This is a genomic window from Sphingopyxis sp. 550B (assembly GCF_057401805.1).
In genome coordinates, this window is the sequence record NZ_CM171610.1 from 4,066,247 (window position 1) to 4,092,314 (window position 26,068).

The following is a 26,068-nucleotide window of genomic DNA, read 5'->3' on the forward strand; positions in this document are numbered from 1 at the left end:
ACATTCAGAGGATGGCGAGCCGGAGTCGAAGACGACCACAGGTCAAAATGGTGGTTTTTCGGGACCCGGAGCGCAGCGTGCTGATGGCACGTGAGCACCGGAAGCGCGAAAGGCCGCCATTTGCAGGCCGCCAGAGCTGAATGTCGATCTGTCCTAAGGTCTGTGGGGGTTCATCTTGCAACTGTCCTTTATCGTGTGTCCCCGCGAAGGCGGGGACCCATCTGCGGTGGTTTCGAGATGGAACCGGCCGAAGATGGACCCCCGCCTTCGCGGGGGAACACGGCTTTATACAATATCGCGGCGATAAACTCTGAACCCCCACACGCCTTAGCATAATGACATCGGCTGGGTTCGTCACCCGCGAGCGGCGAAGCCGCGCGGCAATCCAGAGTCTCGTAAACCGCCCTGGATTGCTTCCCCCGGATCAGGTCCGGGGTCGCAATGACGAAGCGGGTCAATCCAACGTCATGACGCTCCAAATTCTTGTTTTGCCGTGTTTTCCGACTCGTCAGGTGATTCCACCTGACCTGAAAACACTCCAGCACGCATCGCCGCTGCAAGATCGCCCGGTCTCGCCCCTCCCCCCAAGCAGGGGTGACGATAAGCGCGACCGGAAATTGCGTTTTCCGACCGCCGTTCGCTTGCAAACTTGCGCGAGCGGCTTAAGTGATCCGCATGACTCGGCCCCGCACGCTTTATGAGAAAATCTGGGATGCGCATGTCGTCGAACGGCGCCCCGACGGTACCTGCCTGATCTTCATCGACCGCCACCTCGTCCATGAAGTCACCAGTCCGCAGGCCTTCGCCGGGCTTCGGGCCGCGGGGCGCAAGGTGCGGCGGCCCGACCTGACGCTCGCGGTTCCCGACCACAATCTGCCGACGACCGCCCGCAGGGACGCGGCCGGTCACCGCCTGCCGATCGCCGACCCCGAGAGCGCGGCGCAGCTCGCCGCGCTGGAGAAGAACGCGCCCGAGTTCGGCATCCGCTACATCGACGCGGTCGCGCCCGAGCAGGGCATCGTCCATGTCGTCGGGCCCGAGCAAGGCTTCTCGCTGCCCGGCACGACGATCGTCTGCGGCGACAGCCATACCGCGTGCCACGGCGGCATCGGCGCGCTCGCCTTCGGCATCGGGACGAGCGAGGTCGAGCATGTGCTCGCGACCCAGACGCTGCTGCTCCAGCCGTCGAAGACGATGGAGGTGCGCGTCGAGGGCGAGGTCGGCCCCGGCGTCAGCGCCAAGGACATCATCCTCCACATCACCGGCACGATCGGCGCCGCGGGCGGCACCGGCCACGTCATCGAATATACCGGCAGCGCGATCCGCGCGCTGTCGATCGAGGGCCGGCTGACGATCAGCAACATGGCGATCGAGGGCGGCGCGCGCGCCGGGCTGATCGCGCCCGACGAGACGACCTTCGCCTATCTGAAGGGCCGCCCCTATGCACCGAAGGGCGCCGACTGGGATGCGGCGGTCGAATATTGGAAGAGCCTCGCGACCGATCCGGGCGCGGCCTACGACAAGGTCGTCGTGATCGATGCGGCGGACATCGCGCCGAGCGTCACCTGGGGCACCAGCCCCGAGGACGTCGTGCCGATCACCGGCATCGTTCCCGACCCGGCGAGCTTCGCCGATCCGTCGAAGCAGGCCGCCGCCGCCAAGAGCCTCGCCTATATGGGGCTCGAACCCGGCACCCGCATGCAGGACGTGCCCATCGAGAATATCTTCATCGGCAGTTGCACCAACAGCCGCATCGAGGACATGCGCGCCGCCGCCGCGGTCATCAAGGGCCGCACCAAGGCCGACAATGTCAAATGGGCGATCGTCGTCCCCGGATCGGGGCTGGTGAAAGCGCAGGCCGAGGCCGAGGGGCTCGACCGCATCTTCCTCGACGCGGGGCTCGAATGGCGCGAGCCGGGCTGTTCGGCCTGCCTCGCGATGAATCCCGACAAGGTACCCGCCGGCGAGCGCTGCGCATCGACCAGCAACCGCAATTTCGTCGGCCGTCAGGGCCCGGGCGCGCGCACGCATCTGGTCAGCCCGGCGATGGCGGCGGCGGCGGCGGTGACGGGCAGGCTCACCGACGTCAGGGAGTTGATGCGATGACAGGGCGGTCCCATTCGGGTTCACGCGAAGACGCGAAGACGCGAAGGGAGAAAGGCCGCACCCATGGCTGATGTGGAAGCCATCGCGGCACAGGCGATCGATTGCGGATTTCATATCCATTGCGATCTGGGACCCGGTCTGCTTGAAACGGTATACGAACAAGTGCTCGCCGCCAGCCTCGCTCGGGCGGGTTTGAAGGTCGAGCGGCAGAAACCCGTCAGTTTCACGTTTGACGGAATGCATTTTGCCGACGGTTTTCGTATCGATCTGTTGGTGGAAGACCAGTTGATCGTCGAGATCAAATCTGTCGAAGCCTTGTCCAAGGCACATGGGAAACAAATGTTGACCTATCTACGCTTGATGCAGCAGCCCGTCGGGCTGCTGATGAATTTCGGCGGCGCAACCTTCAAGGAAGGAATCCGCCGTATCGTCAACAATCATACGGCCTTCGCGTCTTCGCGTCTTCGCGTGAACCAAATCGGCGCTGCCGCTGGAGGTCATGCATGACTCCGCTGGACAAGGTCGAGGGCCGTGCGATTCCGCTGGGGCTCAAGAATGTCGATACCGACGTCATCATCCCGGCGCACTGGCTGAAGACCACCAGTCGCGAGGGCATGGGGCGCGGCGCGTTCGAGACGCTGCGCGCCGACCCCGACAATCTGTTCGACCGTCTCGAATACAAGGGCGCGCCGATCCTGATCGCGGGCGACAATTTCGGATGCGGGTCGAGCCGCGAGCATGCCGCCTGGGCGCTCGGCGACCTGGGCATCCGCGTCGTCATCGCGCCGTCCTATTCGGACATCTTCTCGGGCAATGCGGTCAAGAACGGCATCCTTCCAGTCGTGCTGCCCCAGCCGGCGATCGACCGGCTGATGGAGGTCGCCGCGACCGACCCGGTGCACGTCGACCTCGACACGCAGACGGTGACGACGCCCTTTCAGGACCGCTTTTCTTTCGACATCGACCCGTTTCGCAAGATGTGCCTGCTCCACGGCCTCGACGAAATCTCGTTGACCGAAAAGAGCGGCGCCGCGATCGATATCTATGAGCAAAGACTGGCCGAAGATCGTCCGTGGCTGCGCCCCGCGACGATCGACGCCCGATAAAGATAAAGCAGAGGAGATGATGAGGATGAAGGCTCTCTTGTCGACCGCCACCGGCGGTCCCGAAACGCTCGTGCTCGGCGATCTGCCGCGCCCCACCGCCGGCAAGGGCCAGATCGTCATCGACGTGAAGGCCTGTGCGGTCAATTTCCCCGACGTGCTGATCATCGAGGATAAATATCAGTTCCGTCCCGAACGCCCCTTCGCGCCCGGCGGCGAGGTGGCGGGGATCGTCGCCGAAGTCGGCGAGGGCGTGACCGAATTCAAGGTCGGCGACCACGTTCTGGCCGGTTGCGGCAACGGCGGCATGTCCGAAGCGGTCGCGGTCGGGGTTCACAATGTCTATCACCTGCCCGAAGGCCATGACTTCACCGAAGGCGCGGCGCTGCTGATGACCTATGGCACCAGCATCCACGCGCTGGTCGACCGCGGCCACATCAAGGAGGGCGACACGCTGCTCGTTCTCGGCGCCTCGGGCGGGGTCGGCATCGCGGCGGTCGAACTCGGCAAGGCCTTCGGCGCGCGGGTCGTCGCCGGCGTATCGAGCGAGGCGAAGGCCGAGATCGCGCGGCAGGCGGGCGCCGACGAGGTGGTCGTCTATGGCTATCAGCCGTTCGACAAGGATGCCTCGAAGGCGCTGGCGAACACGTTCAAGGAAGCCGTCGGCCCGAACGGCGCCAACGTCATCTACGACGCGGTCGGGGGCGATTATGCCGAACCCGCGCTGCGCTCGATCGCATGGGAGGGCCGCTATCTGGTCGTCGGCTTCCCCGCCGGCATTCCGCGCCTGCCGCTGAACCTGACGCTGCTCAAGAGCTGCGACGTCGCCGGCGTCTTCTGGGGCGCGTTCGTCGCCCGCGAGCCCGAACGCAACCGCGCCAATATCGCGCGGCTGTTCCAGCTTTGGGAGCAGGGCAAGATCAAGCCCCGCGTCACCGAAACCTTCGCGCTGGCCGACGGCGGCAAGGCGATCGCCAGGCTCGGCGACCGCAGCGCGGTCGGCAAGCTGGTCGTGACGATCTGAAATACCGCCCCGACCCCGCGCTGACCGCCGCCCTGCACGCGCTCGCCGCGCCCGCCGGGCGGCTGGAGGTGCGCGTCACCCCCGGCGCCAGCCGCGACGAGGTGAAGCTGGCGGACGGCATCGTGCAGCTTCGCGTCACCGCCCCGCCCGCCGACGGCGCCGCGAACGACGCGGTGCTGCGCCTGCTCGCCGCCGCGCTGGACCGGCCGCGCCGCGACCTGACCCTGGTGCGCGGCGCGGGCGCGCGGATCAAGCTAGTCGCCATTGCGGCGCGCTGAGCCGCCGGGCCGCCGCCGGTCGCCCCCGTCCGTTAACCCTTTGTCAGCGCCTCTCGCCTATCCTGCCGGAGCGTGACCATCGTGCGCAGGGCAGAAAAGCATGGCAACTCGCCGTCCGACGAGGGACTCATATGCCGCGAGCATCGCGAACATTTCGCGCACCCGCCGCGCGCAGCTCGTCGCCGAGTTCGAAGGCGACCTGGGCATCGACCACAAGGAACGCGCCCGCCTCGCCTATGAGGAGAAGCGGTGGCGGGTGATCAAGACGATCATCGTCTGGACCATCGCGCTGATGTTCTTCGCCATCGCCTGCCACAAGCTGTGGCTGATGGGCCAGCAGGTCGACCGCCCCTTCTCCGACCTCGACCCGATCCGGGGCCTGCTGGGCGGATAGGCCGGAGCGCCATTCTGGACGGGGTTACCAAAATTTGGTAACGTGACCGTCATGGCAGCGAAGAACACATCGGTCGCACTTGGCGAACCCTTCATCGAATTTGCCCGCCGCAAGGTCGAATCGGGCCAGTTTGCGACAACCAGCGAGGTCGTGCGCGAAGCGATGCGGCGCTATATCGCATATGATGACCGCGTCGAGGCGTTACGGCGCGAAATTCAGAAGGGCATCGACAGTGGCCCGCCCCGCCCGTTCGACTGGGACAGCTTCATGGAACGAAAGTTCGGCCCCGAAAGCGATGCGTAACATCACCGTCCGCCCCGCGGCGGAGGCCGATATCGACAATGCCGCCGACTACACCATCGAACAATGGGGCATCGAGCAGGCCCGCCACTATATCGGCGATATCCGCCGCGCCATCGAACGCCTCGCGATGGACGGACTACGCCACCCGAAAGAGGCGGACGTGCTTCCGGGCCTGAGACGGGCGCGGAGCGGACATCATTTCATATTCTACCTGATCGACGACGAGCAGGTCGATGTGATCCGCGTACTGCACGAACGGCGCGATGCAACGAGGCAACTGAAGGGTTGAGCGCAGGGAGTGGCGCGATTGCCTGCAATCCGCCAACCGCCCTCCCCGCGCCTCCTCAATACACCCGCGCCTTCGGCTCGATATAAGCGACGTCGTCGGACAGCGTATATTCGTGGACCGGGCGATAATCGAGCGTCACCTGGCCGCCCTTGCCGCCCCAGCCGTCGAACCAGCTGATCGTGTGCTTCATCCAGTTCGCGTCGTCGCGGTTCGGGAAATCCTCGTGCGCGTGGGCGCCGCGGCTTTCCTTGCGGTTGAACGCCGAATGCATCGTCACCGTCGCCTGCGCGATCAGATTGTCGAGCTCGAGCGTTTCGACGAGGTCGGTGTTCCAGATCAGGCTGCGGTCGCTGACATGGATGTCCTGCATCCGCGCATAGGTCTGCGCCAGCTTCGCCTTGCCTTCGGCCATCAGTTCGTCGGTGCGGAACACCGCCGCGTGCTGCGACATGGCGCGCTGCATCTCGACCCGGACCTGCGCCGTCGGCGAGCCGCCGCTGGCATTGCGGAAATGGTCGAGCCGGCCAAGCGCCAGATCGGCGCTGTCCTGCGGCAGCGGCGCCTGCGCCGCACCGGGCTTCAGCAGTTCCCTGAGGCGATGGCCGGTCGCGCGGCCGAAGACGACGAGGTCGATCAGGCTGTTCGAGCCGAGGCGGTTGGCGCCGTGGACCGACACGCACGCCGCTTCGCCGACCGCGAACAGGCCGGGGACGACCGCGTCGGGATCGCCGTCGCGCAGCGTCACCACCTCGCCATGATAGTTGGTCGGAATGCCGCCCATATTGTAATGGACGGTCGGCACCACGGGGAGCGGCTGGCGGGTCAGGTCGACGCCCGCGAAGATCTTGCCGCTTTCGGTGATGCCCGGCAGGCGTTCGTGCAGCACCTTCGGATCGATGTGATCGAGGTGCAGATAGATATGGTCGTTGTGCGGACCGACGCCGCGGCCCTCGCGGATTTCGAGCGCCATCGACCGCGACACGACGTCGCGCGACGCGAGGTCCTTCGCCGAGGGGGCATAGCGCTCCATGAAGCGCTCGCCCTCGCTATTGGTCAGATAGCCGCCCTCGCCGCGCGCGCCCTCGGTGATCAGCACGCCCGCGCCGTAGATGCCGGTCGGGTGGAACTGCACGAACTCCATGTCCTGGAGCGCGATACCGGCACGCAGCACCATGCCGCCGCCATCGCCGGTGCAGGTGTGCGCCGAAGTGGCGGTGAAATAACAGCGGCCATAGCCGCCGGTCGCGAGCACGACCGCCTGCGACCGGAAGCGGTGGATGCTGCCGTCCTCCAGGCACAGCGCGATCACGCCGCGGCACGCGCCGTCCTCCATGATCAGGTCGAGCGCGAAATATTCGACGAAGAAGTCCGCGTCATATTTCAGCGACTGCTGATAAAGCGCGTGGAGCATCGCGTGGCCGGTGCGGTCGGCCGCGGCGCAGGTGCGCTGCACCGGCGGGCCGGCGCCCATATTCTGCATGTGGCCGCCGAACGGGCGCTGATAGATGGTGCCGTCGGCGTTGCGGCTGAACGGCACGCCCGCATGTTCGAGTTCGTAGACCGCGGCCGGCGCCTCGCGCACCATATATTCGATCGCGTCCTGGTCGCCCAGCCAGTCCGACCCCTTGACGGTGTCGTACATGTGCCACTGCCAGTGGTCGGGCGTGTTGTTGCCGAGGCTGGCGGCGATGCCGCCCTGCGCCGCGACGGTGTGGCTGCGGGTCGGGAACACCTTGGTGATGCACGCGGTCCTGAGGCCGGCCTCCGCGCTGCCCATGGTGGCTCGCAGGCCCGATCCGCCGGCGCCGACGACGACGGTGTCGTAAGTGTGGTCGATGATCTTGTAGGCGTCGGTCATGCCCCAGCCCCCCCCATGGCGGCTCCGCCGGCAAAAACGATACGGGCGATGGCGAACAGGCCGTAGGCGGCGCCGCCGATCGCATAGAAATTCAGGACGACGAGCGCGAGCAGCCGCGTCGCCTCCCCATGCACATAGTCCTCGATCAGCACCTGAAGGCCGAGCCGCAGGTGCCAGAAGACGCTGACCACCATCAGCGCGAGCGCCAGCGCGACCGTGGGATTGGCGGCCCAGCGCAGCACCGCGCCATGCTCGCCGAGCGGCAGGCGCAGCAGCGAGACGAAGAGGAAGCCGACGAGCAGGACGTTGCCGAGCGCGGTCAGGCGCTGCTGCAGCCAGTGACCGGTGCCGTGATGCGCGGCGCCGAGCCCGCGCACGCGGCCGAGAGGCGTTCCGTTACCCATTGAGCGCCTCCTTGCAGAGATAGAGCCAGGTCGCGGCGGTCGCGAGCGGCGCGGCGACGATCACGATCGTCGACCAGAGCCGGTTCGTCCGAAGCTCGTAGCCCGCACCCGTGTCGAGCAGCAGGTGACGCAGGCCCGAGAAGAGGTGCTGGAAAAAGGCCCAGGTCAGGCCGATCAGCACGACCTTGCCGAGGATGTTGGTGATCTGGTGCACGGTGCCGCCATCGGGATCGTGCCAGACGCAGGCGATGAAGGCCGCATAGGCATCGGGTCCCGCCGCGAGCGCCCCGAGCCACCAGAGGAACATGCAGGCGCCGACGATCGCCAGCCCGTCGCCGCTGACGCGGTGGAGGATCGAGGTGGCCATGTGCGGCCCCCATTTATACACCTGAAGGTGCGGTGCGCGCGGTCGCGCGCCTGGTTGCTTGCCAGCCATATTGCAGCCCCGTCTTGTCAGACTCTATCCGGTCGGTGGGGGCCGGTTAAGCCTTCCTGCCGCGATATGCAATTGCTTAGAGCATGATGACATGAGTTGGGATCGTCATTGCGAGGAGCGAAGCGACGCGGCAATCCAGAGTTGGCGCAAACCGCCCTGGATTGCTTCGCTCCGCTCGCAATGACGAAGGGGGTCAATCCAAAGTCATCAGAGTCCAGGGTCAGGTCCCATCGACATTCCGAAGATGATGAGGCGAAAATGCTGGTTTTTCGCGACTCTGAGCGCGGCGCGCCGACGGCGCGCGCGCCCCGGAAGCGCGAAATGCCGCCATGCGCAGACCATGGACCCCCGGATCGCGTCCGGGGCAGGCTCTGAAACAAGTTCGCAATTATCCCCTTCCGACAGGTGAGCGTTCCCCGGCGAAAGCCGGGGTCCAGATGGCACAGCGCTGCCTCGCATGGACCCCGGCTTTCGCCGGGGAACGCCAGCGTCCCTGTCTCAAGGGTGCAAACGCCAAACAAGTTCAGGGTGACGAATGGGAGAAACCGCGCAGAACGCCAAATCCCGACAGACCATAGAGCGCGATGCGCTCAGATTGACCGCTGGCGTCATGGCGAGCGGAACGAAGCGATCGCCAGCTAGAGCATCGAGCCTTAAATCTGACCCATCGTCCCGTTCGTGTCGAACGGATATGGGGGCGTTGCGGGTTTATGGCACGCCGCTCTAAGGTCTGTGGGGATTCATCTTGCGACTGTCCTTTATCGTGTGTCCCCGCGAAGGCGGGGACCCATCTGCGGTGGTTTCGAGATGGAACCGGCCGAAGATGGACCCCCGCCTTCCGCCTATGGCGGAAATTTATCCTGAGCGCCCGCCCTGCGGGCAGTCGAAGGGCGGGGGAACACGGCTTTATACAATATCGCGGCGATAGACTCTGAATCCCCACACGCCTTAATCGGTCCGTGCAAGGTCGATAGCCGGCGATGGCTTCGCCGCCACGTTCCTCGCAATGCCGAGGAGCGCGCCGGGGCTTCCCGATGTCCTACTTGATCTTGTCGCGATTGGCGTAGAGCAAAGCCGCGAGCACCGCGGCCGAGCCGATGCCGAGGCCCGCCGCGGCTTTCCACGCGATGCCCTTGCGCTCGCTGCGGACGGTGGCGTCCCTCGCGGCGGCTTCGGCCGCTTCCGCGGCTTCCTTCTGCTGCTGGAGTTCGCGCGTCGCGCGCAGCACTTCGTTTTCCTCGTCTTCGGCCGGGGGAGGAGTGGGCTGGCCTTGGTTCGTCATCTCAACTTTCCTGATTAACTTAGCGCCTGTTCGACAGGCACATAGTCGGTTCCGGTCGCTTCCGCTACGGCTTCGAACGTCACCTTGCCATTCCAGACGTTCAGGCCCTGCGCAAGATGCGCATCGCGCCGCAACGCCTCCTTCCAGCCGAGCCCGGCGATGTGCAGCGCGTGCGGCAGGGTGACGTTGTTGAGCGCATAGGTGCTGGTGCGCGCGACCGCGCCGGGCATGTTGGCGACCGCATAATGGACGATGCCGTCGACGACATAGGTGGGGTCGGCGTGCGTCGTCGCACGACTGGTCTCGAAACAGCCGCCCTGATCGATCGCGACGTCGACGAGCACCGAACCGGGGCGCATCGTCCCCAGCATTGCGCGCGTCACCAGCTTCGGCGCCTCGGCACCGGGGATCAGCACCGCGCCGATGACGAGGTCGGCCTCCGCGACGCATTCGGCGAGGTTGGCGCGGTTCGAGAAGCGCGTCTTCGCCCGCGCCTCGAAGAAGGTGCCGACGCGTTCGAGCACCTCGGGATCGCGGTCGAGGATGGTCACGTCGGCGCCGAGCCCCGCCGCCATCTGGGCCGCGTTGAAGCCGACGACGCCGCCGCCGATGATGCAGACCTTGCCGGGCGCGACGCCGGGCACGCCGCCCAGCAGCACGCCGCGCCCGCCGTGCGCCTTTTCGAGCGCGGTGGCGCCGGCCTGGATCGCCATGCGCCCCGCGACCTGGCTCATCGGCTTGAGCAGCGGCAGGCCGCCGTGCGGGCTCGTCACCGTCTCATAGGCGATGCACACCGCGCCCGACGCCATCAGGTCGCGCGTCAGGTCGGGATCGGGGGCGAGGTGAAGATAGGTATAGAGGATCTGCCCGGGGCGCAGCATCGCGCGCTCGGCCGGCTGCGGCTCCTTCACCTTCACGATCATGTCGGCGGCCACGAAGATGTCGGCGGGGGTCGCGACGATCTCCGCCCCTGCTTCCTCATAGAAGCGGTCGTGCGCGCCGATCCCCTCGCCTGCCGCGGTCTCGACCAGCACGCGGTGGCCGTGCGCGACCAGTTCGCGCGCGCTCTCGGGCGTCAGGCCGACGCGATATTCGTGATTCTTGATTTCCCGCGGGGTGCCGATAATCATGGTCGTTCTCCGTCTGCGTCCGGGCCGGCGCGCGCCTCTTCGCCATCCGGTCTTCGCCACCGCCTATACAGCAAACGCGCGGCGCGCGACGAGGGATGACGCATGCATGTGCGCGGCTGGTTAACGGCGAATTTACCACTTTCCCCGCATATCCCTCAGCCATGTATCGCGGGGCGCGCGCGAACGGCGAATCCGCGCGCGCGAAGATCGTTCGAGGGAACAGGATCATGGTGAAGGAAAATCCGATTCATAAGCAGCAGATCGACCCCGTGGCGATGGCCGAGCGCTTTCCCTTCTACGATCTCGACGGCCGGCTCGCCGCCGACGCCGCCGAAGTCCACGCGATCGTCGCGGGGCACGAGGAGGCGATGGGGCGCGCCTATTGGGAGGCGTTCAACGCGCTGCCGTCGATCGACCGCCCGATCGAGGGCGAGTTGCTCGACGCCTATGTGCGGGGCAGCGCCAGGCATATGCGGGTCAAATATACCGACGCCGCCGGCCAGGAGTCGGCGACGATCGCCTGCCAGAACACGCATATGGCGCTGCGCGTCGGGGTTCCCCTCGCTTCGGTCCTGTCGTGCATCGCCGAAAGCCAGCGCGCGGCGATCGCGCATGTCGTCGCGGCCTGCGCCGACGATGCCGCGCGCACGGTGCGGCTGACGAGCGCTATCAACCGGCTCGCCATCCTCGAATTCGACATCATGCACGCCTATGCCGAAAAGCTGGATCACGCCGCGCGGTCGAGCGAGCGGCACGCGCTGGCGGGCGACTTCGACCGATCGATCGCATCGCTGGTGCAGGACACCGACGGCGTCCGCCGCGAACTGGCCAAGCAGGCCGCGTCCGCCGACCAGGCCGCGAAGGGCATGATCGCCAAGACCAGCGAGGTCGCCGCCGCGTCCGAGCAGTCGGCGATCGCGATGCGCGAGGCCGCGTCGACCGCCGCCGGGCTGATCCGCGCGATCGAGGATGCGCGCAGCGAGGTCGAGGCCTCCGCCGACGTCGCCGTCCGCGCCTCCGAACAGGCGGGCGAGGCCGTCGCCATGTCCGAAGCGCTGTCGCATCACGCCGAATCGATCGAATCGATCCTGGGCCTGATCCGCGAGATCGCCGGCCAGACCAACCTTCTCGCGCTCAACGCGACGATCGAGGCGGCACGCGCCGGCGAATCGGGTCGCGGCTTCGCGGTCGTGGCGCAGGAGGTGAAGAGCCTCGCCAACGAAACCGCGCGCGCGACCGACGACATCGCGGGCAAGATCACCGCGATCCAGCAGGCGACGCGCGGCGCCGTCGCCGCCAACCAGTCGATCCAGCAGACGATCATCGAGGTGCAACAATCGGCGCAAAACATCCGCAACGCAATGGACGCCCAAGCACAAACGGTCACCTCGATCACCGCGGCGGTCGACGAGACCGCGCTCGCCGCCGATTCGATGTCGTCGACCATCGCCAGCATCCGCAACGATTCGGGTATGGTCGCGGGCGAGATCAGCACGCTGAGCGAGGAATTCTCGAAGATGGGCGAGCGGCTCCAGTCACTCGAGCAGGCCGCGACCGAGTTCAGCCGCCGGGTCGCCTGATCCCGGTCCGGCGCTTGGCAAGCCCCACCGCCCTCCCCTAAAGGAGGGCGATGACGACGCATATCCTGATCACCGGCGCGAGCCGCGGCATCGGCGCCGCGATCGCTGGCGCGCTGACCGGCGACGCGACGCGGATCGCCGCGCTGTCGAGCGCCGACGGCGACCTGTCCGACCCCGCGGTCCCCGAACGCCTGTGGGCCGAAAACCTCGACCGGATGGGCGGCCGCATCGACGTGCTCGTCAACAATGCCGGCATGTTCGCGACCAACCCGATCGACGCGGCGGACGACGCCTGGATCGCGGGCTGGAACCGCACCCTGCAGATCAACCTGACCGCCGCCGCGGCGCTCTGCCGCCTCGCGGTGCTCCACTGGCAGGTCGGCGGGCGCAGCGGCCGGATCGTCAACATCGCGAGCCGCGCCGCGCACCGCGGCGACAGTCCCGACCATTGGGATTATGCGGCGTCGAAGGCGGGGATGGTCGCGCTGACCAAGACGATCGCCCGCGGCTACGCGGCGCAAGGCATCCTCGCCTTCGCCATCTGCCCCGGCTTCACCCGCACCGGCATGGCGGATGCCTGGCTGTCCGGCCGCAACGCGGCGGCGCTGCGCGCCGAAATCCCGCTCAGCCGCATCGCCGAGCCCGAGGAAATCGCCGAAATGGCGCGCTGGTGCGCGCTCGACGCGCCGCCGTCGATGACCGGCGCGGTGCTCGACGCCAATGGAGCAAGCCATGTTCGGTAGCCGCCGCATCGCGCGCCGCACGCGGCGAGACGTCGGGACGCCGGCTCCGCGGGGCCATGGCCGGCTTTCCATGGCGGCACTACTGCTGGCAGGCTGCACACCCCAGACCGGGACGCCGCCACCGACCCCGGCCGCACCCACCGGCGAGACGCTCGCCGCCGCATGCCAAGGTCGTGACGGCTGGAGCGACCCTGCGCCGCCCGCGAAAATCTTCGGCAACAGCTATTATGTCGGCACCTGCGGCATTTCGGCGGTGCTGATCGAGGCGCCCGACGGTCTCGTGCTGATCGACGCAGCGACCGAGGAGGCCGCGCCCGCGATTCTCGCCAATATCCGCGCGCTGGGATTCGACCCGAAGCAAATCCATACGCTGCTCGCCAGCCACGAGCATCTCGACCATGTCGGCGGGCTCAAGGCCTTGCAGGATGCGACCGGCGCAACGGTTCATGCGCGCCCCGAAGCGGTCGCCACGCTGACCAGCGGTGAGCCCGAGGCGCGCGATCCGCAGCACGGAGCGATCCCGCCGTTTCGCGGCGTGACGGTGACGGGCGACCTGCGCGACGGAGAGGCATTGCCGATCGCGGACCTGCACCTGACGCCGCACGCGACCCCGGGGCACACGCCGGGAAGCACGAGTTGGACATGGCGATCGTGCGAGGGCAGCGACTGCCGCATCATCGCCTATATCGACAGCCTCAGCGCGGTGTCGGCGGACGCCTACCGTTTCGCCGACCATCCCGATTATGTCGCGATGCAGCGTGCGACCTTCGCCAAAGTGCCGACATTGCCGTGCGACATATTGATCACCCCGCATCCGGGCGCGAGCGGCCTGTTCGCGCGTTTCGCGGGCGACGCGCCGCTCACCGACCCGGAAGGCTGCCGCCGCTATGCCAAGGATGCCGCGAAACGGCTCGACGCGCGGCTTGCGAAGGAAGCGGCCGCGAAATGAGCTGGCTCGTCTCCCTGCCCTGCACGCGTGCCGAGGCCGAGGCGCTGTCGGCCGAGCAACCCGAACTGGAGGCGCTGGCCGATGCCCCGGTGGTGGTGACGCGCGAGATCGACGAAGCGAGCGGCCGATGGCAGCTCGACGCCTATCTCGACGACAGGCCCGGCCCCGCGCTGCTGGCGCTGATACGCGCGCTCGCGCCGAGCGCGAAGGGGGTCGAACCGTCGATCGAGGAACTGCCCGAGGCGGACTGGGTTACGCTGTCGCAGCAGGGGCTGGAGCCGGTGCAGGCGGGCCGCTTCTTCGTCCATACCAGCAGCTATGCCGACCGGACGCCGGTGGGGAGCGTGCCCTTCCTGATCGACGCGGGCCAGGCATTCGGCACCGGTGGGCACGACACGACGGCGGGCTGCCTCGCGATGCTCGACCGCCTAGCGCGCCGGGGCGTCCGTCCGCGCGCCATCGCCGACATCGGCACCGGCACCGGGCTATTGGCCTTCGCCGCGCTGGCGCTGTGGCCGCGCGCCCGCGCGATCGCGTCGGACATCGACCCCGCGAGCATCGCGGTGACGCGCGAGAATGCCGCGATCAACCATGTGCCGCTGGGATGCGGCGCGCGCCGCCTCGCGCTCGCGGTCGCGCCGGGGACCGACCATCCGGCGATCCGCCGCCGCGTACCCTATGATCTGGTCGTCGCCAATATCCTCGCCGGTCCGCTGATCACGCTAGCCCCCGACATCGCCAGCGTTACCGCGCCGGGCGGCCACGCGATCCTGGCCGGGCTGATCGCGCGCCAGATGGAGCCGGTGCTCGCCGCCTATCGCGCGCACGGCTTCCGCCTCGCCGCGCGCGGCGGCAGCGCCGAATGGCCGTGCCTGCTGCTGATCAAACGCCAACGCCACGGCTGGCGGCGCAAACAACGCGCGCTGCACCGCGCCAGCCCGTCGGACGCGACGTTCGGGAGCTGGTGAATTTCTACCCGCTCCCTTTTAGGAGAGGGGATATTGCTCAGCCGCTTTTCGCCAGCGCATATTCCTGTGTGCCGCGCGTGATGACCGTATCGCCGGGCAGGATGTCGGCGATCGGGATCGGCGGCAGCGCGGCGTTGGCGGCATAGAGCGGCGCGAAATCGGTGTTCACCGTGACGTCGAGCAACTGGTCCAGACTGTCGACGACGAAATAATTCTGCTGGAAATCGTCGATCCGGTAATCGGTGCGCATCACCCGCGACAGGTCGAAGCCGATGCGGTTCGGGCTCTCCGAATCGAGCGCGAACAGGCTTTCGGCGTAGGAGGAGACGATGCCCGCGCCATAGATGCGCAGCGTGCCGCCCTCGCGGATCAGCCCGAACTCGACAGTGTACCAATAAAGGCGCGCAAGCTGCTTCAACGCATCATATTTCAGGCTGCGCAACCCGCCCCGGCCATAGGCGGCCATATAGTCGGCGAACACCGGATCGGCGAGCATCGGGACGTGACCGAAAACGTCGTGGAAGACGTCGGGCTCCTGCAGATAGTCGAGCTGCCGCGGGGTGCGGATAAAATTGCCCGCCGGAAAACGGCGATTGGCGAGATGGTCGAAGAAGACATCGTCGGGCACCAGCCCCGGCACCGCGACGACGCGCCACCCGGTCGCCTCCGTCAGTCGCGCGTTGAGGTCGCGATAGTCGGGAATGCCCGGCTTTTCGAGCCGAAGCACGTCGATGCCGCGCAGAAAAGCGTCGGACGCGCGGCCGGGCAGCATCGCCGACTGGCGCGCGAAGAGGCAGTCCCACATTGCATGCTCGTCGGCGGTGAAGGCGTCCCAGTCCTGCGGACACGTCCAGTCGGGCGCGGCGCCCGGCGGCGGGGTGGCGTGGACGTGGCTGGGCGGGTTTTCCATACCGGCGTTTCTAGCATGATCTGGTTTCATATGAAACTGTTCAGGCAGACTCTCGATCGAAAAGCGAGCGCTCCCGCGAAGGCGGGAGCCCAGAGCGGATAAAGCCAAGGCTGCTTTTCTGCCGCTCTGAGTCTCCGCCTGCGCGGGGACACGGCGATGTCGCAAAACGCCGGGTCAACCGTTCAGTGTCACCACTTCGGTCGCCAGTCGGTCGACCTCGGCGCGGTCATGGCTGACGTAGAGGATCGGCAGCCGCAGCTCGTCGCGAATGCGCTCGATCACCGCCATGATGTCGCCGCGCCGCGCCGCGTCGAGCGACGACAGCGGTTCATCCATCAGCAGTATCTCCGGTCCCGCCAGCAGCGCGCGGCCGATCGCGACGCGCTGCGCCTCACCGCCCGACAGGCTCTGCGGCCAGCGGCCGAGCAGGGGTTCGATGCCGAGGAAGGCCACCGCCTCGTCGAACCCCATCCAGCGCCGCGCCGGATCGGCGAGATGGTAGCCGTAGAGCAGGTTCGCCTTCACCCGCCGGTGCGGGAACAGCCGCCCGTCCTGAAAGACATAGCCGATACGCCGCGCTTCGGGCGGCAGGTCGACGTCCGCGCCGAACAGCGTCCGCCCGCCGACGCGGATATGACCGCGGTCGGGACGCAGCAGCCCGGCGACCATGTTCAATATGCTGGTCTTGCCCGCCCCCGACGGCCCGAACAGCGCGGTCAGCCCCGATTCGGCCGTGAAGCACGCCGCGATCGTGCGGGTCCCGAAACGCTTTTCGACGTCGATCTCAATCGCCACGGCGCAGCCTTTCGGCCGGGGTACGCCGAACCAGCCATTCGGAAACGAGCAGCGCGCCGAGCGACAGCGCAACAGACAGCAGCGCCAGCCGCGTCACCATCGCCTCTCCCCCCGGCACCTGCAGCGCCGAATAGATGGCGAGCGGCAGCGTCCGCGTCTCGCCCGGAATGTTCGATACGAAGGTGATCGTCGCGCCGAATTCACCGATCGAGCGCGCGAAGCCGAGCACCAGCGCCGCAAGCACGCCGGGCAGCGCGAGCGGCAGGCTGATCGTCCAGAAGGCATGCCAGCGCCCCGCGCCGAGCGTGCGCGCCGCCCCCTCGAGCCGCCGGTCGACCCCCTCGATCGACAACCGCATCGCGCGCACCATCAGCGGCAGCGCCATGATCGCCGCCGCGAGCGCCGCGCCGGTCCAGCGGAACATCAGCGTCGTGCCGAACCAGTCGTTCAGCCAGCGGCCGACCGGTCCCAGCGGACCGAAGGCGAGCAGCAGCAGCCAGCCGGTGACGACCGGTGGCAGAACGAGCGGCAAGTGGACGAGCGCATCGAGCAACAGCCGCCCCGGAAAGCGATGGCGCGCCAGCAGCCACGCGAGCGCGAAGGCGAGCGGCAGGCAGGCGAGCACCGCGACCCCGCCGACCTTGAGCGACAGGGCGACGATGCCCCATTCCTCCGGCGACAGCATCAGGGCGCCGAAAAGCCGTAGCGGGCGAAGATCGCGCGGCCCTCCCGCGACGCCAGGAAGTTCCGGAATCCCATCGCATCGGGATGACGCGACGCCTTGAGCAGCGCGACCGGATAGCGGATCGGCGGATGGCTCGACGCCGGAAAGACGCCGACGACGCGCACCCGCTTCGACGCGCGCGCGTCGGTCGCATAGACGATGCCTAGCGGCGCCGCGCCATGTTCGACGAGCGCCATCGCGGCGCGGACATTCTCCGCCGGCGCCAACCGGCCCGCGACGCCGCGCCAGACGCCGAGCGCGGTCAGCGCCGCCTTCGCATATTTGCCCGCCGGTACCGCGTCGGGATCGGCGAGCGCGAGCCGCCCGCCGCCCAGAGCGCGCGCGAGCGGAAAGCCCGGCGCGGGCGTCAGGCGCAGCCGCCCGCTCGCGGGGCCGACCAGCACCAGCCGGTTGCCGAGCAGCGTCGTGCGCGTGCCCGGTCGCAGCAGCCCCGCCTTCGCCACCGCGTCCATCCACGGCTCGTCGGCTGACAGGAAGAGGTCGGCGGGCGCGCCGGCGATGATCTGCCGCGCCAGCGCCGACGACCCCGCGAAGGACAGCAGCGGCCGCGCATGCCCCTTTGCCGCCCAGGCGTCGGCGGCGGCGGTCAGCGCCTCCTGAAGGCTGGCCGCGGCCATCACGACGGGGCCGCGCTCGGCCGCGGTGGCAGCGGGCGCCAGTCCGAGCAGCAGCAGGAAGAGGAGCAGGCGGCGCAGCAGGATCATCGCCCGCCTATAGCCCCCTCATCCGGCGGGCGGAAGCGGTGTCGCGATGCGCAGCCAGCCATAGCCGCGCTCGATCTGCCCGCGCGCCGTCAGATCGCGCAGCGCGGCGCCCAGCGTCACGCGCGACACGCCCAGCAGGTCGGCGAGCTGCTGCTGCGTCGCGCGCACCGTGCGGCCGTCGTCGGCGTCGGCCGCCATCGCCGCCAGCAGCCGTGCGAGCCGCTCCGCCGCGGGCAACCGCCGTTCGGCGTCGATGATGTCGAGCGACACGGCGAGCTGGCGGCCGAGGCTGCGCAGCAGCAACTCGGCCCAGCCGATATCGGCGCTCATCAGCGAGCGGAGCAGCGGTCGGTCAATCGCGATCAGCCGTGCCGGCCCGCTCGCGATCGCATCGGCCTGGCGCGGGATGCCGGTGAAGAAGGCAAGCTCGCCGAACATGTCGCCGGGGCCAAGCACGGCAAAGGCGGTGAAGCCGCCGTCCTCGGCATAGCGGCCGACGAGCACATGCCCCTCGACCACCACCCAGAAGGCGTCGCCGGGGTCGCCCTGATGCTGGACGAACTGTCCGTCGGCGAAGCGGCGCGCCGGTGCCGTCGCGAGCAGTCGCTCGCGCCCCAGGGCCGGCAGCCGGGTCCGCTCGGCGAAGGTCAATTGATAACTTCTTTGCATTCCCGGTGCTGCTTCTGCGGCGCTGCGCCCGGAAAGGCAAGCGGCGCGGCGGCGCGCCGATCACTCGGCGGGCGTCTCCGCCTTCCCCTTGCGGGTCCAGGGATAGAGGAACTGGCCGGCGTAGCTGCGCGGCACGTCCTCCGGTATGCCGTAACTCTCGGGCCAGCGGTCCTTCGGCAGGTGGAAGGTGCCGAACAATTTGTCGAGCCATGGGAAATGAATCGCGAAATTGACGTCGAATGCCTCGCGCTCCAGCCCGTGGTGCCAGTGATGGAAGCGCGGCGTCGCGATCCAGTGGCCGATCCGGTTGAAGCTGCCCCCGACATTTGCATGGAGCAGCGACGACCAGACATAGACGAAGCCGATATAGGCCTGCATCACCGACGGGCTGAACCCCAGCGTGAACAGCGGCAGCGAGGTGACCGAGCGCAGCAGGATTATCTCGACGAAATGCATCCGCGACCCCGCGAGCCAGTCCATCGATTTCGCGCTGTGGTGGATCGCGTGAAAACCCCACAGGAACGGGACCTTGTGAAACAGTCGGTGATACCAATATTGCGCGAGGTCCGACGCGACGAGGACGATCGCGAACTGCACGAGCCACGGCAAGGACGCGGCCCCGGCGCGGAAAGCATCCCAGCCGGTCGTGTGCGCGTTGACGAATTGCTGCGGCGCGAGCGCGAGGAAGCTGAGCACCTGCACGAACATCGTGCTGACCAGATAATAGAAGAGATCCTCGCGCCATTCGGTGCGGAACAGGCGCTGCGCCCGGCGATGCGGAAAGGCGCGTTCGAGCGGTGCGAACATGAAGCCGGTGACCAACAGGTTGACGATGAAGAAGTCGAGCCCGAAGAATATGCCCCAGTCGCGCGTCTCGGCGGGCTGGACGTTGGCGCCGCCGAGCAGCACCGCGGCAAGCCCGATCATCAGCGCGGTCAACCCGAGCACCTTGCGCGGACGCAGCAACAGACTGAGCAGCGCGAGCGCATAGCTGGCGAGCAGGGTCAGATGGACGAAACCGCGAAAACCGGTCCAGTCCTTGACCACCGCCAGTTCGGGGGTGGCGAACCAGTCCGGGAAACGCAGCGCGACCACCATGAACAGCCCGCTAATCGCGAACAGCAGGCCGAAGAAGCCCGACAGCCAGCCGCTGCCGAACCGCCGCACCTCGGTATGCGATTCAAGGTCGCACATCAGATTTTGCAGGTAATCACGCTTTGCCATGCCCGCCGCTCTCCACTCTCGTCACTCCGGACTCGATCCGGCATTCATTGCCGGTCCGGCTTCGTGGACCCCGGACCGAGTCCGGGATGACGAAGAAAAATTGCCGGCTCGCTAACCTGCCGCCTCGACGATCTGCGCCCATTCGACCTCGTCGATCACGCGGATGCCGAGCGCGGCCGCCTGCTTGAGCTTCGACCCGGCGCCCGGGCCGGCGACGACGAGATCGGTCTTGGCGCTCACGCTGCCCGCGGCCTTGGCGCCCAGCCTTTCGGCCTGTGCCTTCGCCTCGTCGCGGCTCATCGTCTCAAGCTTGCCGGTGAAGACGACGGTCTTGCCCGACACCTCGCTCTCGCGCATCTCGACGACATAGGGCGGCGGCGCGACTTCGGAGAAAAGATCGTCCCACAAGGCGCGATTGTGCGGTTCGTGGAAGAAATCGCCGAGTGCCTCCCCCACCGCGACGCCGATGCCGTCGGCGCGCACCTCGAGGATCGTCTTGATCGCCTCGACCTTGCGCGCGAGATATTTGCCGTCGGATTCGCCCTCGGCCTGCGGGTTGGCATCGAGATAGGCGTGGATTTCGGCGGCTTTGCCGGGCAGGCGCGCAAGGTCGCCCAGCCCCTTCATCAGGTCACGCGCCGTCACTGCGCCGACGTGGCGGATACCGAGCCCGAACAGCAGCCGCGCCGCATCGGGCGACCGCTTCGCCTCGATCGCGGCGAACAGATTGTCGACCGACTTGTCCTTCCACCCTTCGCGACCAAGCAACTCGTCGCGATGACCCTTCAGCCGGAAGATGTCGGCAGGGCCCTTGTCGAGCCAGCCAAGTTCGAGAAACTCGGCGATGCTCTTCTCGCCCAGCCCCTCGATATCGAGCGCGCCGCGGCTGACGAAATGTCGTAGCCGTTCGAATTTCTGGGCGTTGCAGATCAGGCCGCCGGTGCAGCGCACGTCGACCTCACCTTCCTCGGCGACCGCTTCGCTGCCGCACACTGGGCAATGGTCGGGGAAGATATAGGGATCGCGCGGTTCGGCGCGGGTCAGATTCTCGACCACCTGCGGGATTACGTCGCCCGCGCGCTGGATGACGACGCGATCACCGGGGCGCACGCCGAGCCGGCCGATCTCGTCACGGTTGTGGAGGGTCACGTTCGACACCACGACCCCGCCGACGGTGACGGGGGTGAGGCGCCCGACCGGGGTCAGCTTGCCGGTGCGGCCGACCTGGATATCGATCGATTCGAGCGTCGTCTGCGCGCGTTCGGCGGGGAATTTGTGCGCGATCGCCCAGCGCGGCGCCTTGGCGACAAAGCCCAGCCGCTCCTGCCAGTCGAGCCGGTCGACCTTGTAGACGACGCCGTCGATGTCATAGGGCATGTCGGCGCGCTCGGCCTCGATCGTGCGGTAATGGTCGAGCACCGCCTCGACGCTCTCGAAGCGCCCGAGCAGCGGCGAGACGGGCACGCCCCAGCTTTCGATGCGCTTCATCATCGCGAACTGCGTCGCCTCGGGCAGGCCGCTGACCTCTCCCCAGCCGTGGGCGAGGAAGCGTAGCGGGCGCGATGCGGTGATGCTCGCATCCTTCTGCCGCAGCGAGCCCGCCGCGGCGTTGCGCGGATTGGCGAACTGGCGCGCCTTCTCGAGGTCGTTGGCCTCGGCGAGCAACCGTTCGTTGAGCGCGGCGAAGTCGGCCTTCGCCATATAGACCTCGCCGCGAATCTCGAAGACGTCGGGAATATCCGTCGCCCCGGCTTTCGCTGGGGCGACGAGTGTCTGGGGAATATCGGCGATACAGCGCACGTTCGGGGTGACATCCTCACCCACCGTGCCGTCGCCGCGCGTCGCGGCCTGCACCAGCACGCCCTTTTCGTAGCGCAGCGAGCAGGAGAGGCCGTCGATCTTGTCCTCGGCGGTCAGCGCAAGCACCTCATCCTCGTCGAGCCGCAGGAAACGCCGCACGCGCCGCGCGAACTCCTCGACATCCTCGGCCGCGAAGGCGTTGTCGAGGCTCATCATCCGCACCGCGTGCGTGACCTTGGCGAGCGGCGACGCCTCGACCGCGGCACCGACCAGCCGGTTCGGGCTGTCGGCGCGGATCAGGTGCGGGAACGCCTCCTCGATCGAATTGTTGCGCCGGACAAGCGCGTCGTAATCGGCGTCCGAAATCTCCGGACTGTCCTCCGCATGGTAAAGCTTGTTGTGATGCGCGATCTGTTTCGCGAGCCGCATCAGTTCGTTGGCGGCCTCGGCTTCGGTCAGCGATTCGACATCTTTCATGCGCCGGCTTTTGCCACCGGCTTGAACTCGGCGCGAGACCCAAATCCGGCGATCAGCGGCCGCCCCTTCGCGATCGCCTCCTGCACCTCGGGCAATTGCAGCGATGCGGCGTGCGCCGCCTTGTCGGCCCACAATTCGACGATCCACAGCGCGTCGGGGTTCTCGCTATCCTCGCCGACGATATAGGCGAAATTGCCCGGCATCCGGCCGGTGCCTTCGGTCAGGACCGCCGCGAGCGCGGCGCGCTGCCCCGGTTGCGCGATCATCTGGCCGATCAGGCCATATTCGGGAAACTGTTCTTCCATGATTGCCTCCAGGGCCCGCAAGGATCGCACCGGCAGCACCGCCGCCGCAAAAGCCGCAAGCGCGGCGAGATGAGTGCGCCGGTCGATCATCGCGCGATCGCCAGCACATGCACCTGCCGCCGGATATGGAAGCCGAGCGATTCGTAGAGCGCGATCGCGCCCGCATTGTCGGCATAGCTGTGCAGGAAAGGCTGCTCGCCGCGCGCCATCATCGCGCGCATGACATAGCCGATCAGCGTGCGGGCAAATCCGCGGCCGCGGCCATCGAACCAGGTCGCGACTCCGCTGATCTCCGCCATGCCGGGCATCAACATGCGTTGGCCCGCCATCGCAAGCAGGCGGCCATCCTCGCGGATCCCGAAGAAGGGGCCGTAGCGGTGCGTCGCCGGCCCCCACGGCCCCGGCCGCGCATGATCGGCGAGCGCCGCCATATCCGCCGCGTCGGCGTCGGACAGCGGGATGATCGGCGGCTCGCCGCCACGCGCCGGCGGCGGAGCGCCTACCGCGACCATCTGCGCGAGCAACGCGCGCTTCACCTCGCGCGTGCCGGGCGGCACCGGCCACGGCTCATCCTCCACGATCCACAATTCGCCATCGTCAGGAACCAGCGCGGCAAGCGCTGCCTGCGCCCCGGCCTCCCGATCGGCGGCGGCGCCGAACGGCCCATAGCGGCGGTCGATTCGCACCGCCTGCGCATCGCCCTCGGCCAGATGCGCCTGCCGCCCGGTGAGCATGCTCCATACGGGGCGGTCGAGGGGATGGTGGTTGCCCCCTATCGGCCCTTCCTCCGAAGCGGAGGGGGTTGCATATGTCTCCGGTCTCACGCCACCTCCAGCAATCGCTGCGCCTGCGCGCGCGCTTCCGCCGTCACCTCGGCGCCCGACAGCATGCGGGCGATTTCCTCGCGGCGGCCGGCGGGGTCGAGCGGGCGGACGCCGGTGCGCGTCACCAATCCGTCGCTAGCGCTCTCACTCGACTTGGCGATGACGAAGTGCGTCGCGCCCTTCGCCGCGACCTGCGGGCTGTGCGTCACGACCAGCAACTGCTTGCCCGCGCCGGCAAGCCGTGCGAGCCGTTCGCCGATCGCGCTGGCGACTGCGCCGCCGACGCCGCGGTCGATCTCGTCGAAGATGATCGTGTCGGCGCCGCCTTCCTCGGCCAGCGCGACCTTGAGCGCGAGGATGAAGCGCGACAGTTCGCCGCCGCTCGCAATCTTCGCCAGCGGCGCGAAGGGCGCGCCGGGGTTGGTCGAAATGAGGAATTCGACGCGGTCCATCCCGTCCGCCCCCCAGCGATCGGCGGGGAGCCGCTCGACGAGGGTGCGAAAGCGTGCGGCGTCGAGCTTCAGCGGCGCAAGCTCGCCCGCCACCGCGGCATCGAGCCGCGCCGCCGCTTTCGTCCGCCGGTCCGACAGCGCGGTCGCGGCATGGGTGTAGGCGGCCGCGCTTTCGGCGACCGCGGCCTCCAGCTTCGCGAGTCCGGCATTGCCGCCCTCGATCGCGTCGAGCCGCGCCGCGAAGTCGCCGGCGAGCCCCGGCAGTTCGTCGGGCTGAACGCCGTGCTTGCGCGCCATTGCGCGCAGTTCGAACAGCCGCGTCTCTGCCGCCTCCAGCCGCTCGGGATCATATTCCATCGCGCGCGCGGCTTCGTGCAATTTCGCTTCAGCCTCGTCGGCGTCGATGATCGCGCGGTCGAGGCCAGCGAGCGCTTCGGCAAGCAGCGGATGGTCGCCCGCGAGCCGGTCGAGCCGCCGCGCCGCGCCGCGCAGCAGCGCCGGGCCGCCCGCGCTGCCCTCGAACGCTTCGAGGACCGCCGCAAGGTCGCCGGCGATCTTCTCGCCCTTCTGCATCGCCGCGCGCGCCTCGGCGAGTTCGACTTCCTCGCCCGGCTGCGGAGCGAGCTGTTGCAGTTCGGCGACGCAATGTTCGAGCCATTCACGGTCGCGCGTCGCCTCGCTTACCGCCGCCTGCACGGCCGCGAGCCGCGCCTCGGCGGCGCGCCACGCCGCATGCGCCTCGGCCACCGGCGCGGTATCGACGCGCGCATAGGCGTCGAGCAGCGCGCGATGCCCGGCGGGCGCGAGTAGGCCGCGATCGTCGTGCTGGCCGTGAATCTCGACCAGATGCCCCCCGACCTCGCGCAGCAGCGCCGCAGAGCAGGGCTGGTCGTTGAGGAAAGCGCGGCTGCCGCCATCGGCCCTCAGCGTGCGGCGGATCAGCAGCGGCTCGCCGGGTTCGAGCGCGATGTCATTGTCGGCAAGCAGGCTGGCGAGCAGCGTCCCCGGCGCGGGCGGTGCGAAGCTAGCGGTCACTTGCGCCCGGTCGCTGCCTTGTCGCACCAGCGCGCTGTCAGCGCGCATCCCGAGCGCGAGACCCAGCGCGTCGAGCAGGATCGACTTGCCTGCCCCCGTCTCTCCCGTGAGCACGCCGAGACCAGCCTCGAAATCGAGGTCGAGCCGCTCGATCAGCACGATGTTGGCGATGGACAGCGCGGTCAGCATGGCTCGCTCTTAACGCAGAACAAAATGCGAATCTATTCGGGAGTGCGGAGGTCGGGATATGCGATTCGCGCAGAGGCGCAGAGATGCGATACGAAAGATTCACGCGGAGCCGTGGAGAATCCGGACCGACAGGTCTTGTTCTTCCGGGCTTCGATGTATCGCCATGGTGCTTGGAGAAGCGCTCCACGCTTCTCTCCGTGTTCCCCACGGCTCCGCGTGAACCAGAAATCTCTGCGATCGCTGCGTCTCTGCGCGAATCCAACCAGCCCGCGTCAGGCGGCCGGGGCGTGCTTCCGCATCAGTTCGTAGGCACGGTCGTACCATTTGCTGCCCGGATAGTTCGCGCCCAGCACCGCCGCCGCCTTCTTCGCCTCTTCGGGAACGCCGAGCGCGAGATAGCATTCGGTCAACCGGAACAGCGCCTCGGGCACGTGACTGGTCGTCTGGTATTTCTCGGTCACCTCGCGGAAGCGGATCGACGCGGCGAGCCAGTTCGAACTGCGCTCGTAGAAGCGGCCGATCTCCATCTCCTTGCCCGCGAGATGGTCGCGCACCAGGTCGATCTTGAGCCGCGCGTCGGCAGCGTAGCGGCTGTCGGGATAGCGACGGATCACCTCGCCGAGCGCGTTCGACGCCTGGAGCGTGATCCTCTGGTCGCGGGTGACGTCGCTGATCTGCTCATAATAGCTGAGCGCGATCAGATAATAGGCATAGGCCGCGTCCTTGTTCCCCGGGTGGATCGCCAGGAAACGCTGCGCCGAATCGATCGCCGGCGTATATTCGCGGTCCATATAATAGGAAAAGGCGCTCATCAGCTGGGCACGGCGCGCCCAGGGCGAATAGGGGTGCTGGCGCTCGACTTCGTCGAACAGCGCCGCGGCGATCTTGTACTGGCCGCGGTCGAGGCGGTCCTGCGCCGCGCGGTAGAGGGTGCTGACGTCGCGCGCGACGTAGCGCGTATCCTTTTTCACCCCGGATCCGCCGGCACAGGCCGCGAGCAGCGGCGAGATCATGAGGGCGGCGGCGAGAAGGCGCACGGCGGCGCGAGCGGGAGGGCGCTGGGTCATGGCGGCGGTATAGCCACAGCGCGCA

At 67.8% G+C, this 26,068-nt stretch carries 28 protein-coding genes; 12 read left to right on the forward strand and 16 right to left on the reverse strand.

The genetic code is table 11. The annotated features are described in order from the left end of the window. The first annotated feature begins 675 nt into the window (after window positions 1-675). The 8 genes from leuC (at window position 676) to AC2S9W_RS18925 (ending at window position 5,497) form a co-directional block, all read left to right on the forward strand. Window positions 676-2,106, forward strand: a complete 1,431-nt coding sequence (gene leuC, locus AC2S9W_RS18890) for a 3-isopropylmalate dehydratase large subunit (protein ID WP_076076509.1) — start codon at window positions 676-678, stop codon at window positions 2,104-2,106. A 63-nt stretch (window positions 2,107-2,169) separates the two neighbouring features. After that, the gene (locus AC2S9W_RS18895) at window positions 2,170-2,613 is read left to right on the forward strand and encodes a GxxExxY protein (RefSeq protein WP_104959806.1); all 444 of its coding nucleotides are present in this window, start codon (window positions 2,170-2,172) and stop codon (window positions 2,611-2,613) included. Next, window positions 2,610-3,212 carry a 3-isopropylmalate dehydratase small subunit gene (gene leuD, locus AC2S9W_RS18900; protein ID WP_076076510.1) on the forward strand — a complete coding sequence of 201 codons (603 nt, stop codon included), beginning with the start codon at window positions 2,610-2,612 and terminating at the stop codon, window positions 3,210-3,212. The genes AC2S9W_RS18895 and leuD overlap by 4 nt, the downstream gene beginning before the upstream one ends. Window positions 3,213-3,237: 25 nt before the next feature. Next, window positions 3,238-4,233 (forward strand): NADPH:quinone oxidoreductase family protein, encoded by a 996-nt coding sequence (locus AC2S9W_RS18905; RefSeq protein WP_076078061.1) that lies wholly within the window; start codon window positions 3,238-3,240, stop codon window positions 4,231-4,233. A 68-nt stretch (window positions 4,234-4,301) separates the two neighbouring features. Continuing rightward, window positions 4,302-4,511: a DUF167 domain-containing protein gene (locus AC2S9W_RS18910; RefSeq protein WP_486571419.1), complete on the forward strand. Its 210-nt coding sequence runs from the start codon at window positions 4,302-4,304 to the stop codon at window positions 4,509-4,511. A 100-nt stretch (window positions 4,512-4,611) separates the two neighbouring features. Further along, window positions 4,612-4,905 carry a hypothetical protein gene (locus tag AC2S9W_RS18915; protein ID WP_067113334.1) on the forward strand — a complete coding sequence of 98 codons (294 nt, stop codon included), beginning with the start codon at window positions 4,612-4,614 and terminating at the stop codon, window positions 4,903-4,905. Window positions 4,906-4,956: 51 nt separating this feature from the next. Further along, window positions 4,957-5,208 carry a type II toxin-antitoxin system ParD family antitoxin gene (locus AC2S9W_RS18920; protein WP_067113337.1) on the forward strand — a complete coding sequence of 84 codons (252 nt, stop codon included), beginning with the start codon at window positions 4,957-4,959 and terminating at the stop codon, window positions 5,206-5,208. Further along, entirely contained in the window at window positions 5,201-5,497 is a 297-nt protein-coding gene (locus tag AC2S9W_RS18925) for a type II toxin-antitoxin system RelE/ParE family toxin (protein ID WP_067113340.1), read from the forward strand. Before AC2S9W_RS18920 ends, AC2S9W_RS18925 begins: the two co-directional genes overlap by 8 nt. 55 nt (window positions 5,498-5,552) lie before the next feature. Here the strand turns inward: AC2S9W_RS18925 and sdhA are convergent, their stop codons facing one another. The 5 genes from sdhA to ald all read right to left on the reverse strand — a co-directional run bounded on the left by sdhA (window position 5,553) and on the right by ald (window position 10,607). Further along, window positions 5,553-7,355, reverse strand: coding sequence for a succinate dehydrogenase flavoprotein subunit (sdhA, locus tag AC2S9W_RS18930; protein WP_486571420.1), 1,803 nt, complete (start codon window positions 7,353-7,355; stop codon window positions 5,553-5,555). Further along, window positions 7,352-7,759, reverse strand: a complete 408-nt coding sequence (sdhD, locus tag AC2S9W_RS18935; RefSeq protein ID WP_067113346.1) for a succinate dehydrogenase, hydrophobic membrane anchor protein — start codon at window positions 7,757-7,759, stop codon at window positions 7,352-7,354. Before sdhD ends, sdhA begins: the two co-directional genes overlap by 4 nt. Beyond that, window positions 7,752-8,195: a succinate dehydrogenase, cytochrome b556 subunit gene (gene sdhC / locus AC2S9W_RS18940; RefSeq protein WP_067113349.1), complete on the reverse strand. Its 444-nt coding sequence runs from the start codon at window positions 8,193-8,195 to the stop codon at window positions 7,752-7,754. Before sdhC ends, sdhD begins: the two co-directional genes overlap by 8 nt. A gap of 1,039 nt (window positions 8,196-9,234) precedes the next feature. Next, window positions 9,235-9,477, reverse strand: coding sequence for a hypothetical protein (locus AC2S9W_RS18945; RefSeq protein WP_067108090.1), 243 nt, complete (start codon window positions 9,475-9,477; stop codon window positions 9,235-9,237). Window positions 9,478-9,491: 14 nt separating this feature from the next. Then, a complete protein-coding gene (gene ald, locus AC2S9W_RS18950; protein WP_486571421.1) occupies window positions 9,492-10,607 on the reverse strand; it encodes an alanine dehydrogenase in 1,116 nt (371 codons plus the stop codon). A gap of 227 nt (window positions 10,608-10,834) precedes the next feature. Here ald and AC2S9W_RS18955 point away from each other — a divergent pair, with 227 nt between their 5' ends. From AC2S9W_RS18955 to AC2S9W_RS18970, 4 genes are all read left to right on the forward strand, one after another. After that, window positions 10,835-12,187, forward strand: a complete 1,353-nt coding sequence (locus tag AC2S9W_RS18955) for a methyl-accepting chemotaxis protein (RefSeq protein ID WP_067108105.1) — start codon at window positions 10,835-10,837, stop codon at window positions 12,185-12,187. Between the two features lie 50 nt (window positions 12,188-12,237). After that, complete coding sequence (locus tag AC2S9W_RS18960; RefSeq protein ID WP_076076512.1) at window positions 12,238-12,930, forward strand: SDR family NAD(P)-dependent oxidoreductase; 693 nt, start codon at window positions 12,238-12,240, stop codon at window positions 12,928-12,930. 70 nt (window positions 12,931-13,000) lie between these two features. Continuing rightward, a complete protein-coding gene (gene bla, locus AC2S9W_RS18965; protein ID WP_067108083.1) occupies window positions 13,001-13,879 on the forward strand; it encodes a subclass B3 metallo-beta-lactamase in 879 nt (292 codons plus the stop codon). Then, a complete protein-coding gene (locus AC2S9W_RS18970) occupies window positions 13,876-14,847 on the forward strand; it encodes a 50S ribosomal protein L11 methyltransferase (RefSeq protein WP_076076515.1) in 972 nt (323 codons plus the stop codon). Before bla ends, AC2S9W_RS18970 begins: the two co-directional genes overlap by 4 nt. Before the next feature lie 37 nt (window positions 14,848-14,884). On the opposite strand, the gene phhA is transcribed toward AC2S9W_RS18970, so the two are convergent. The 11 genes from phhA to AC2S9W_RS19025 all read right to left on the reverse strand — a co-directional run bounded on the left by phhA (window position 14,885) and on the right by AC2S9W_RS19025 (window position 26,043). Continuing rightward, complete coding sequence (gene phhA, locus AC2S9W_RS18975) at window positions 14,885-15,757, reverse strand: phenylalanine 4-monooxygenase (RefSeq protein ID WP_076076516.1); 873 nt, start codon at window positions 15,755-15,757, stop codon at window positions 14,885-14,887. A 174-nt stretch (window positions 15,758-15,931) separates the two neighbouring features. Next, complete coding sequence (locus AC2S9W_RS18980) at window positions 15,932-16,552, reverse strand: molybdenum ABC transporter ATP-binding protein (RefSeq protein ID WP_076076518.1); 621 nt, start codon at window positions 16,550-16,552, stop codon at window positions 15,932-15,934. Next, window positions 16,542-17,237 (reverse strand): molybdate ABC transporter permease subunit, encoded by a 696-nt coding sequence (modB, locus tag AC2S9W_RS18985; RefSeq protein WP_067185627.1) that lies wholly within the window; start codon window positions 17,235-17,237, stop codon window positions 16,542-16,544. Before modB ends, AC2S9W_RS18980 begins: the two co-directional genes overlap by 11 nt. Further along, window positions 17,237-18,001, reverse strand: a complete 765-nt coding sequence (modA, locus tag AC2S9W_RS18990) for a molybdate ABC transporter substrate-binding protein (RefSeq protein WP_076076519.1) — start codon at window positions 17,999-18,001, stop codon at window positions 17,237-17,239. The genes modB and modA overlap by 1 nt, the downstream gene beginning before the upstream one ends. 18 nt (window positions 18,002-18,019) lie before the next feature. Then, window positions 18,020-18,670, reverse strand: coding sequence for a Crp/Fnr family transcriptional regulator (locus AC2S9W_RS18995; RefSeq protein WP_083675140.1), 651 nt, complete (start codon window positions 18,668-18,670; stop codon window positions 18,020-18,022). 60 nt (window positions 18,671-18,730) lie between these two features. Next, complete coding sequence (locus tag AC2S9W_RS19000; RefSeq protein ID WP_076076522.1) at window positions 18,731-19,894, reverse strand: sterol desaturase family protein; 1,164 nt, start codon at window positions 19,892-19,894, stop codon at window positions 18,731-18,733. 111 nt (window positions 19,895-20,005) lie between these two features. Further along, window positions 20,006-22,171 carry an NAD-dependent DNA ligase LigA gene (gene ligA / locus AC2S9W_RS19005; RefSeq protein ID WP_076076525.1) on the reverse strand — a complete coding sequence of 722 codons (2,166 nt, stop codon included), beginning with the start codon at window positions 22,169-22,171 and terminating at the stop codon, window positions 20,006-20,008. Next, the gene (locus AC2S9W_RS19010) at window positions 22,168-22,566 is read right to left on the reverse strand and encodes a putative quinol monooxygenase (protein WP_076076528.1); all 399 of its coding nucleotides are present in this window, start codon (window positions 22,564-22,566) and stop codon (window positions 22,168-22,170) included. The genes ligA and AC2S9W_RS19010 overlap by 4 nt, the downstream gene beginning before the upstream one ends. Then, entirely contained in the window at window positions 22,563-23,210 is a 648-nt protein-coding gene (locus AC2S9W_RS19015) for a GNAT family N-acetyltransferase (RefSeq protein WP_076076531.1), read from the reverse strand. The genes AC2S9W_RS19010 and AC2S9W_RS19015 overlap by 4 nt, the downstream gene beginning before the upstream one ends. 86 nt (window positions 23,211-23,296) lie before the next feature. Beyond that, window positions 23,297-24,976 carry a DNA repair protein RecN gene (gene recN, locus AC2S9W_RS19020; RefSeq protein ID WP_076076533.1) on the reverse strand — a complete coding sequence of 560 codons (1,680 nt, stop codon included), beginning with the start codon at window positions 24,974-24,976 and terminating at the stop codon, window positions 23,297-23,299. Between the two features lie 272 nt (window positions 24,977-25,248). Then, a complete protein-coding gene (locus AC2S9W_RS19025) occupies window positions 25,249-26,043 on the reverse strand; it encodes an outer membrane protein assembly factor BamD (RefSeq protein WP_076076536.1) in 795 nt (264 codons plus the stop codon). Between the last annotated feature and the right edge of the window lie 25 nt (window positions 26,044-26,068).

Coding starts and splice junctions, on each gene's coding strand:
- leuC (WP_076076509.1), top strand. CDS start 676: ATGACTCGGCCCCGCACGCTTTATGAGAAAATCTGGGATGCGCATGTC.
- AC2S9W_RS18895 (WP_104959806.1), top strand. CDS start 2,170: ATGGCTGATGTGGAAGCCATCGCGGCACAGGCGATCGATTGCGGATTT.
- leuD (WP_076076510.1), top strand. CDS start 2,610: ATGACTCCGCTGGACAAGGTCGAGGGCCGTGCGATTCCGCTGGGGCTC.
- AC2S9W_RS18905 (WP_076078061.1), top strand. CDS start 3,238: ATGAAGGCTCTCTTGTCGACCGCCACCGGCGGTCCCGAAACGCTCGTG.
- AC2S9W_RS18915 (WP_067113334.1), top strand. CDS start 4,612: ATGGCAACTCGCCGTCCGACGAGGGACTCATATGCCGCGAGCATCGCG.
- AC2S9W_RS18920 (WP_067113337.1), top strand. CDS start 4,957: ATGGCAGCGAAGAACACATCGGTCGCACTTGGCGAACCCTTCATCGAA.
- AC2S9W_RS18925 (WP_067113340.1), top strand. CDS start 5,201: ATGCGTAACATCACCGTCCGCCCCGCGGCGGAGGCCGATATCGACAAT.
- sdhA (WP_486571420.1), bottom strand. CDS start 7,355: ATGACCGACGCCTACAAGATCATCGACCACACTTACGACACCGTCGTC.
- sdhD (WP_067113346.1), bottom strand. CDS start 7,759: ATGGGTAACGGAACGCCTCTCGGCCGCGTGCGCGGGCTCGGCGCCGCG.
- sdhC (WP_067113349.1), bottom strand. CDS start 8,195: ATGGCTGGCAAGCAACCAGGCGCGCGACCGCGCGCACCGCACCTTCAG.
- AC2S9W_RS18945 (WP_067108090.1), bottom strand. CDS start 9,477: ATGACGAACCAAGGCCAGCCCACTCCTCCCCCGGCCGAAGACGAGGAA.
- ald (WP_486571421.1), bottom strand. CDS start 10,607: ATGATTATCGGCACCCCGCGGGAAATCAAGAATCACGAATATCGCGTC.
- AC2S9W_RS18955 (WP_067108105.1), top strand. CDS start 10,835: ATGGTGAAGGAAAATCCGATTCATAAGCAGCAGATCGACCCCGTGGCG.
- AC2S9W_RS18960 (WP_076076512.1), top strand. CDS start 12,238: ATGACGACGCATATCCTGATCACCGGCGCGAGCCGCGGCATCGGCGCC.
- bla (WP_067108083.1), top strand. CDS start 13,001: ATGGCGGCACTACTGCTGGCAGGCTGCACACCCCAGACCGGGACGCCG.
- AC2S9W_RS18970 (WP_076076515.1), top strand. CDS start 13,876: ATGAGCTGGCTCGTCTCCCTGCCCTGCACGCGTGCCGAGGCCGAGGCG.
- phhA (WP_076076516.1), bottom strand. CDS start 15,757: ATGGAAAACCCGCCCAGCCACGTCCACGCCACCCCGCCGCCGGGCGCC.
- modB (WP_067185627.1), bottom strand. CDS start 17,237: ATGCTGTCGCCGGAGGAATGGGGCATCGTCGCCCTGTCGCTCAAGGTC.
- modA (WP_076076519.1), bottom strand. CDS start 18,001: ATGATCCTGCTGCGCCGCCTGCTCCTCTTCCTGCTGCTGCTCGGACTG.
- AC2S9W_RS18995 (WP_083675140.1), bottom strand. CDS start 18,670: ATGCAAAGAAGTTATCAATTGACCTTCGCCGAGCGGACCCGGCTGCCG.
- AC2S9W_RS19000 (WP_076076522.1), bottom strand. CDS start 19,894: ATGGCAAAGCGTGATTACCTGCAAAATCTGATGTGCGACCTTGAATCG.
- ligA (WP_076076525.1), bottom strand. CDS start 22,171: ATGAAAGATGTCGAATCGCTGACCGAAGCCGAGGCCGCCAACGAACTG.
- AC2S9W_RS19010 (WP_076076528.1), bottom strand. CDS start 22,566: ATGATCGACCGGCGCACTCATCTCGCCGCGCTTGCGGCTTTTGCGGCG.
- AC2S9W_RS19015 (WP_076076531.1), bottom strand. CDS start 23,210: ATGCTCACCGGGCGGCAGGCGCATCTGGCCGAGGGCGATGCGCAGGCG.
- recN (WP_076076533.1), bottom strand. CDS start 24,976: ATGCTGACCGCGCTGTCCATCGCCAACATCGTGCTGATCGAGCGGCTC.
- AC2S9W_RS19025 (WP_076076536.1), bottom strand. CDS start 26,043: ATGACCCAGCGCCCTCCCGCTCGCGCCGCCGTGCGCCTTCTCGCCGCC.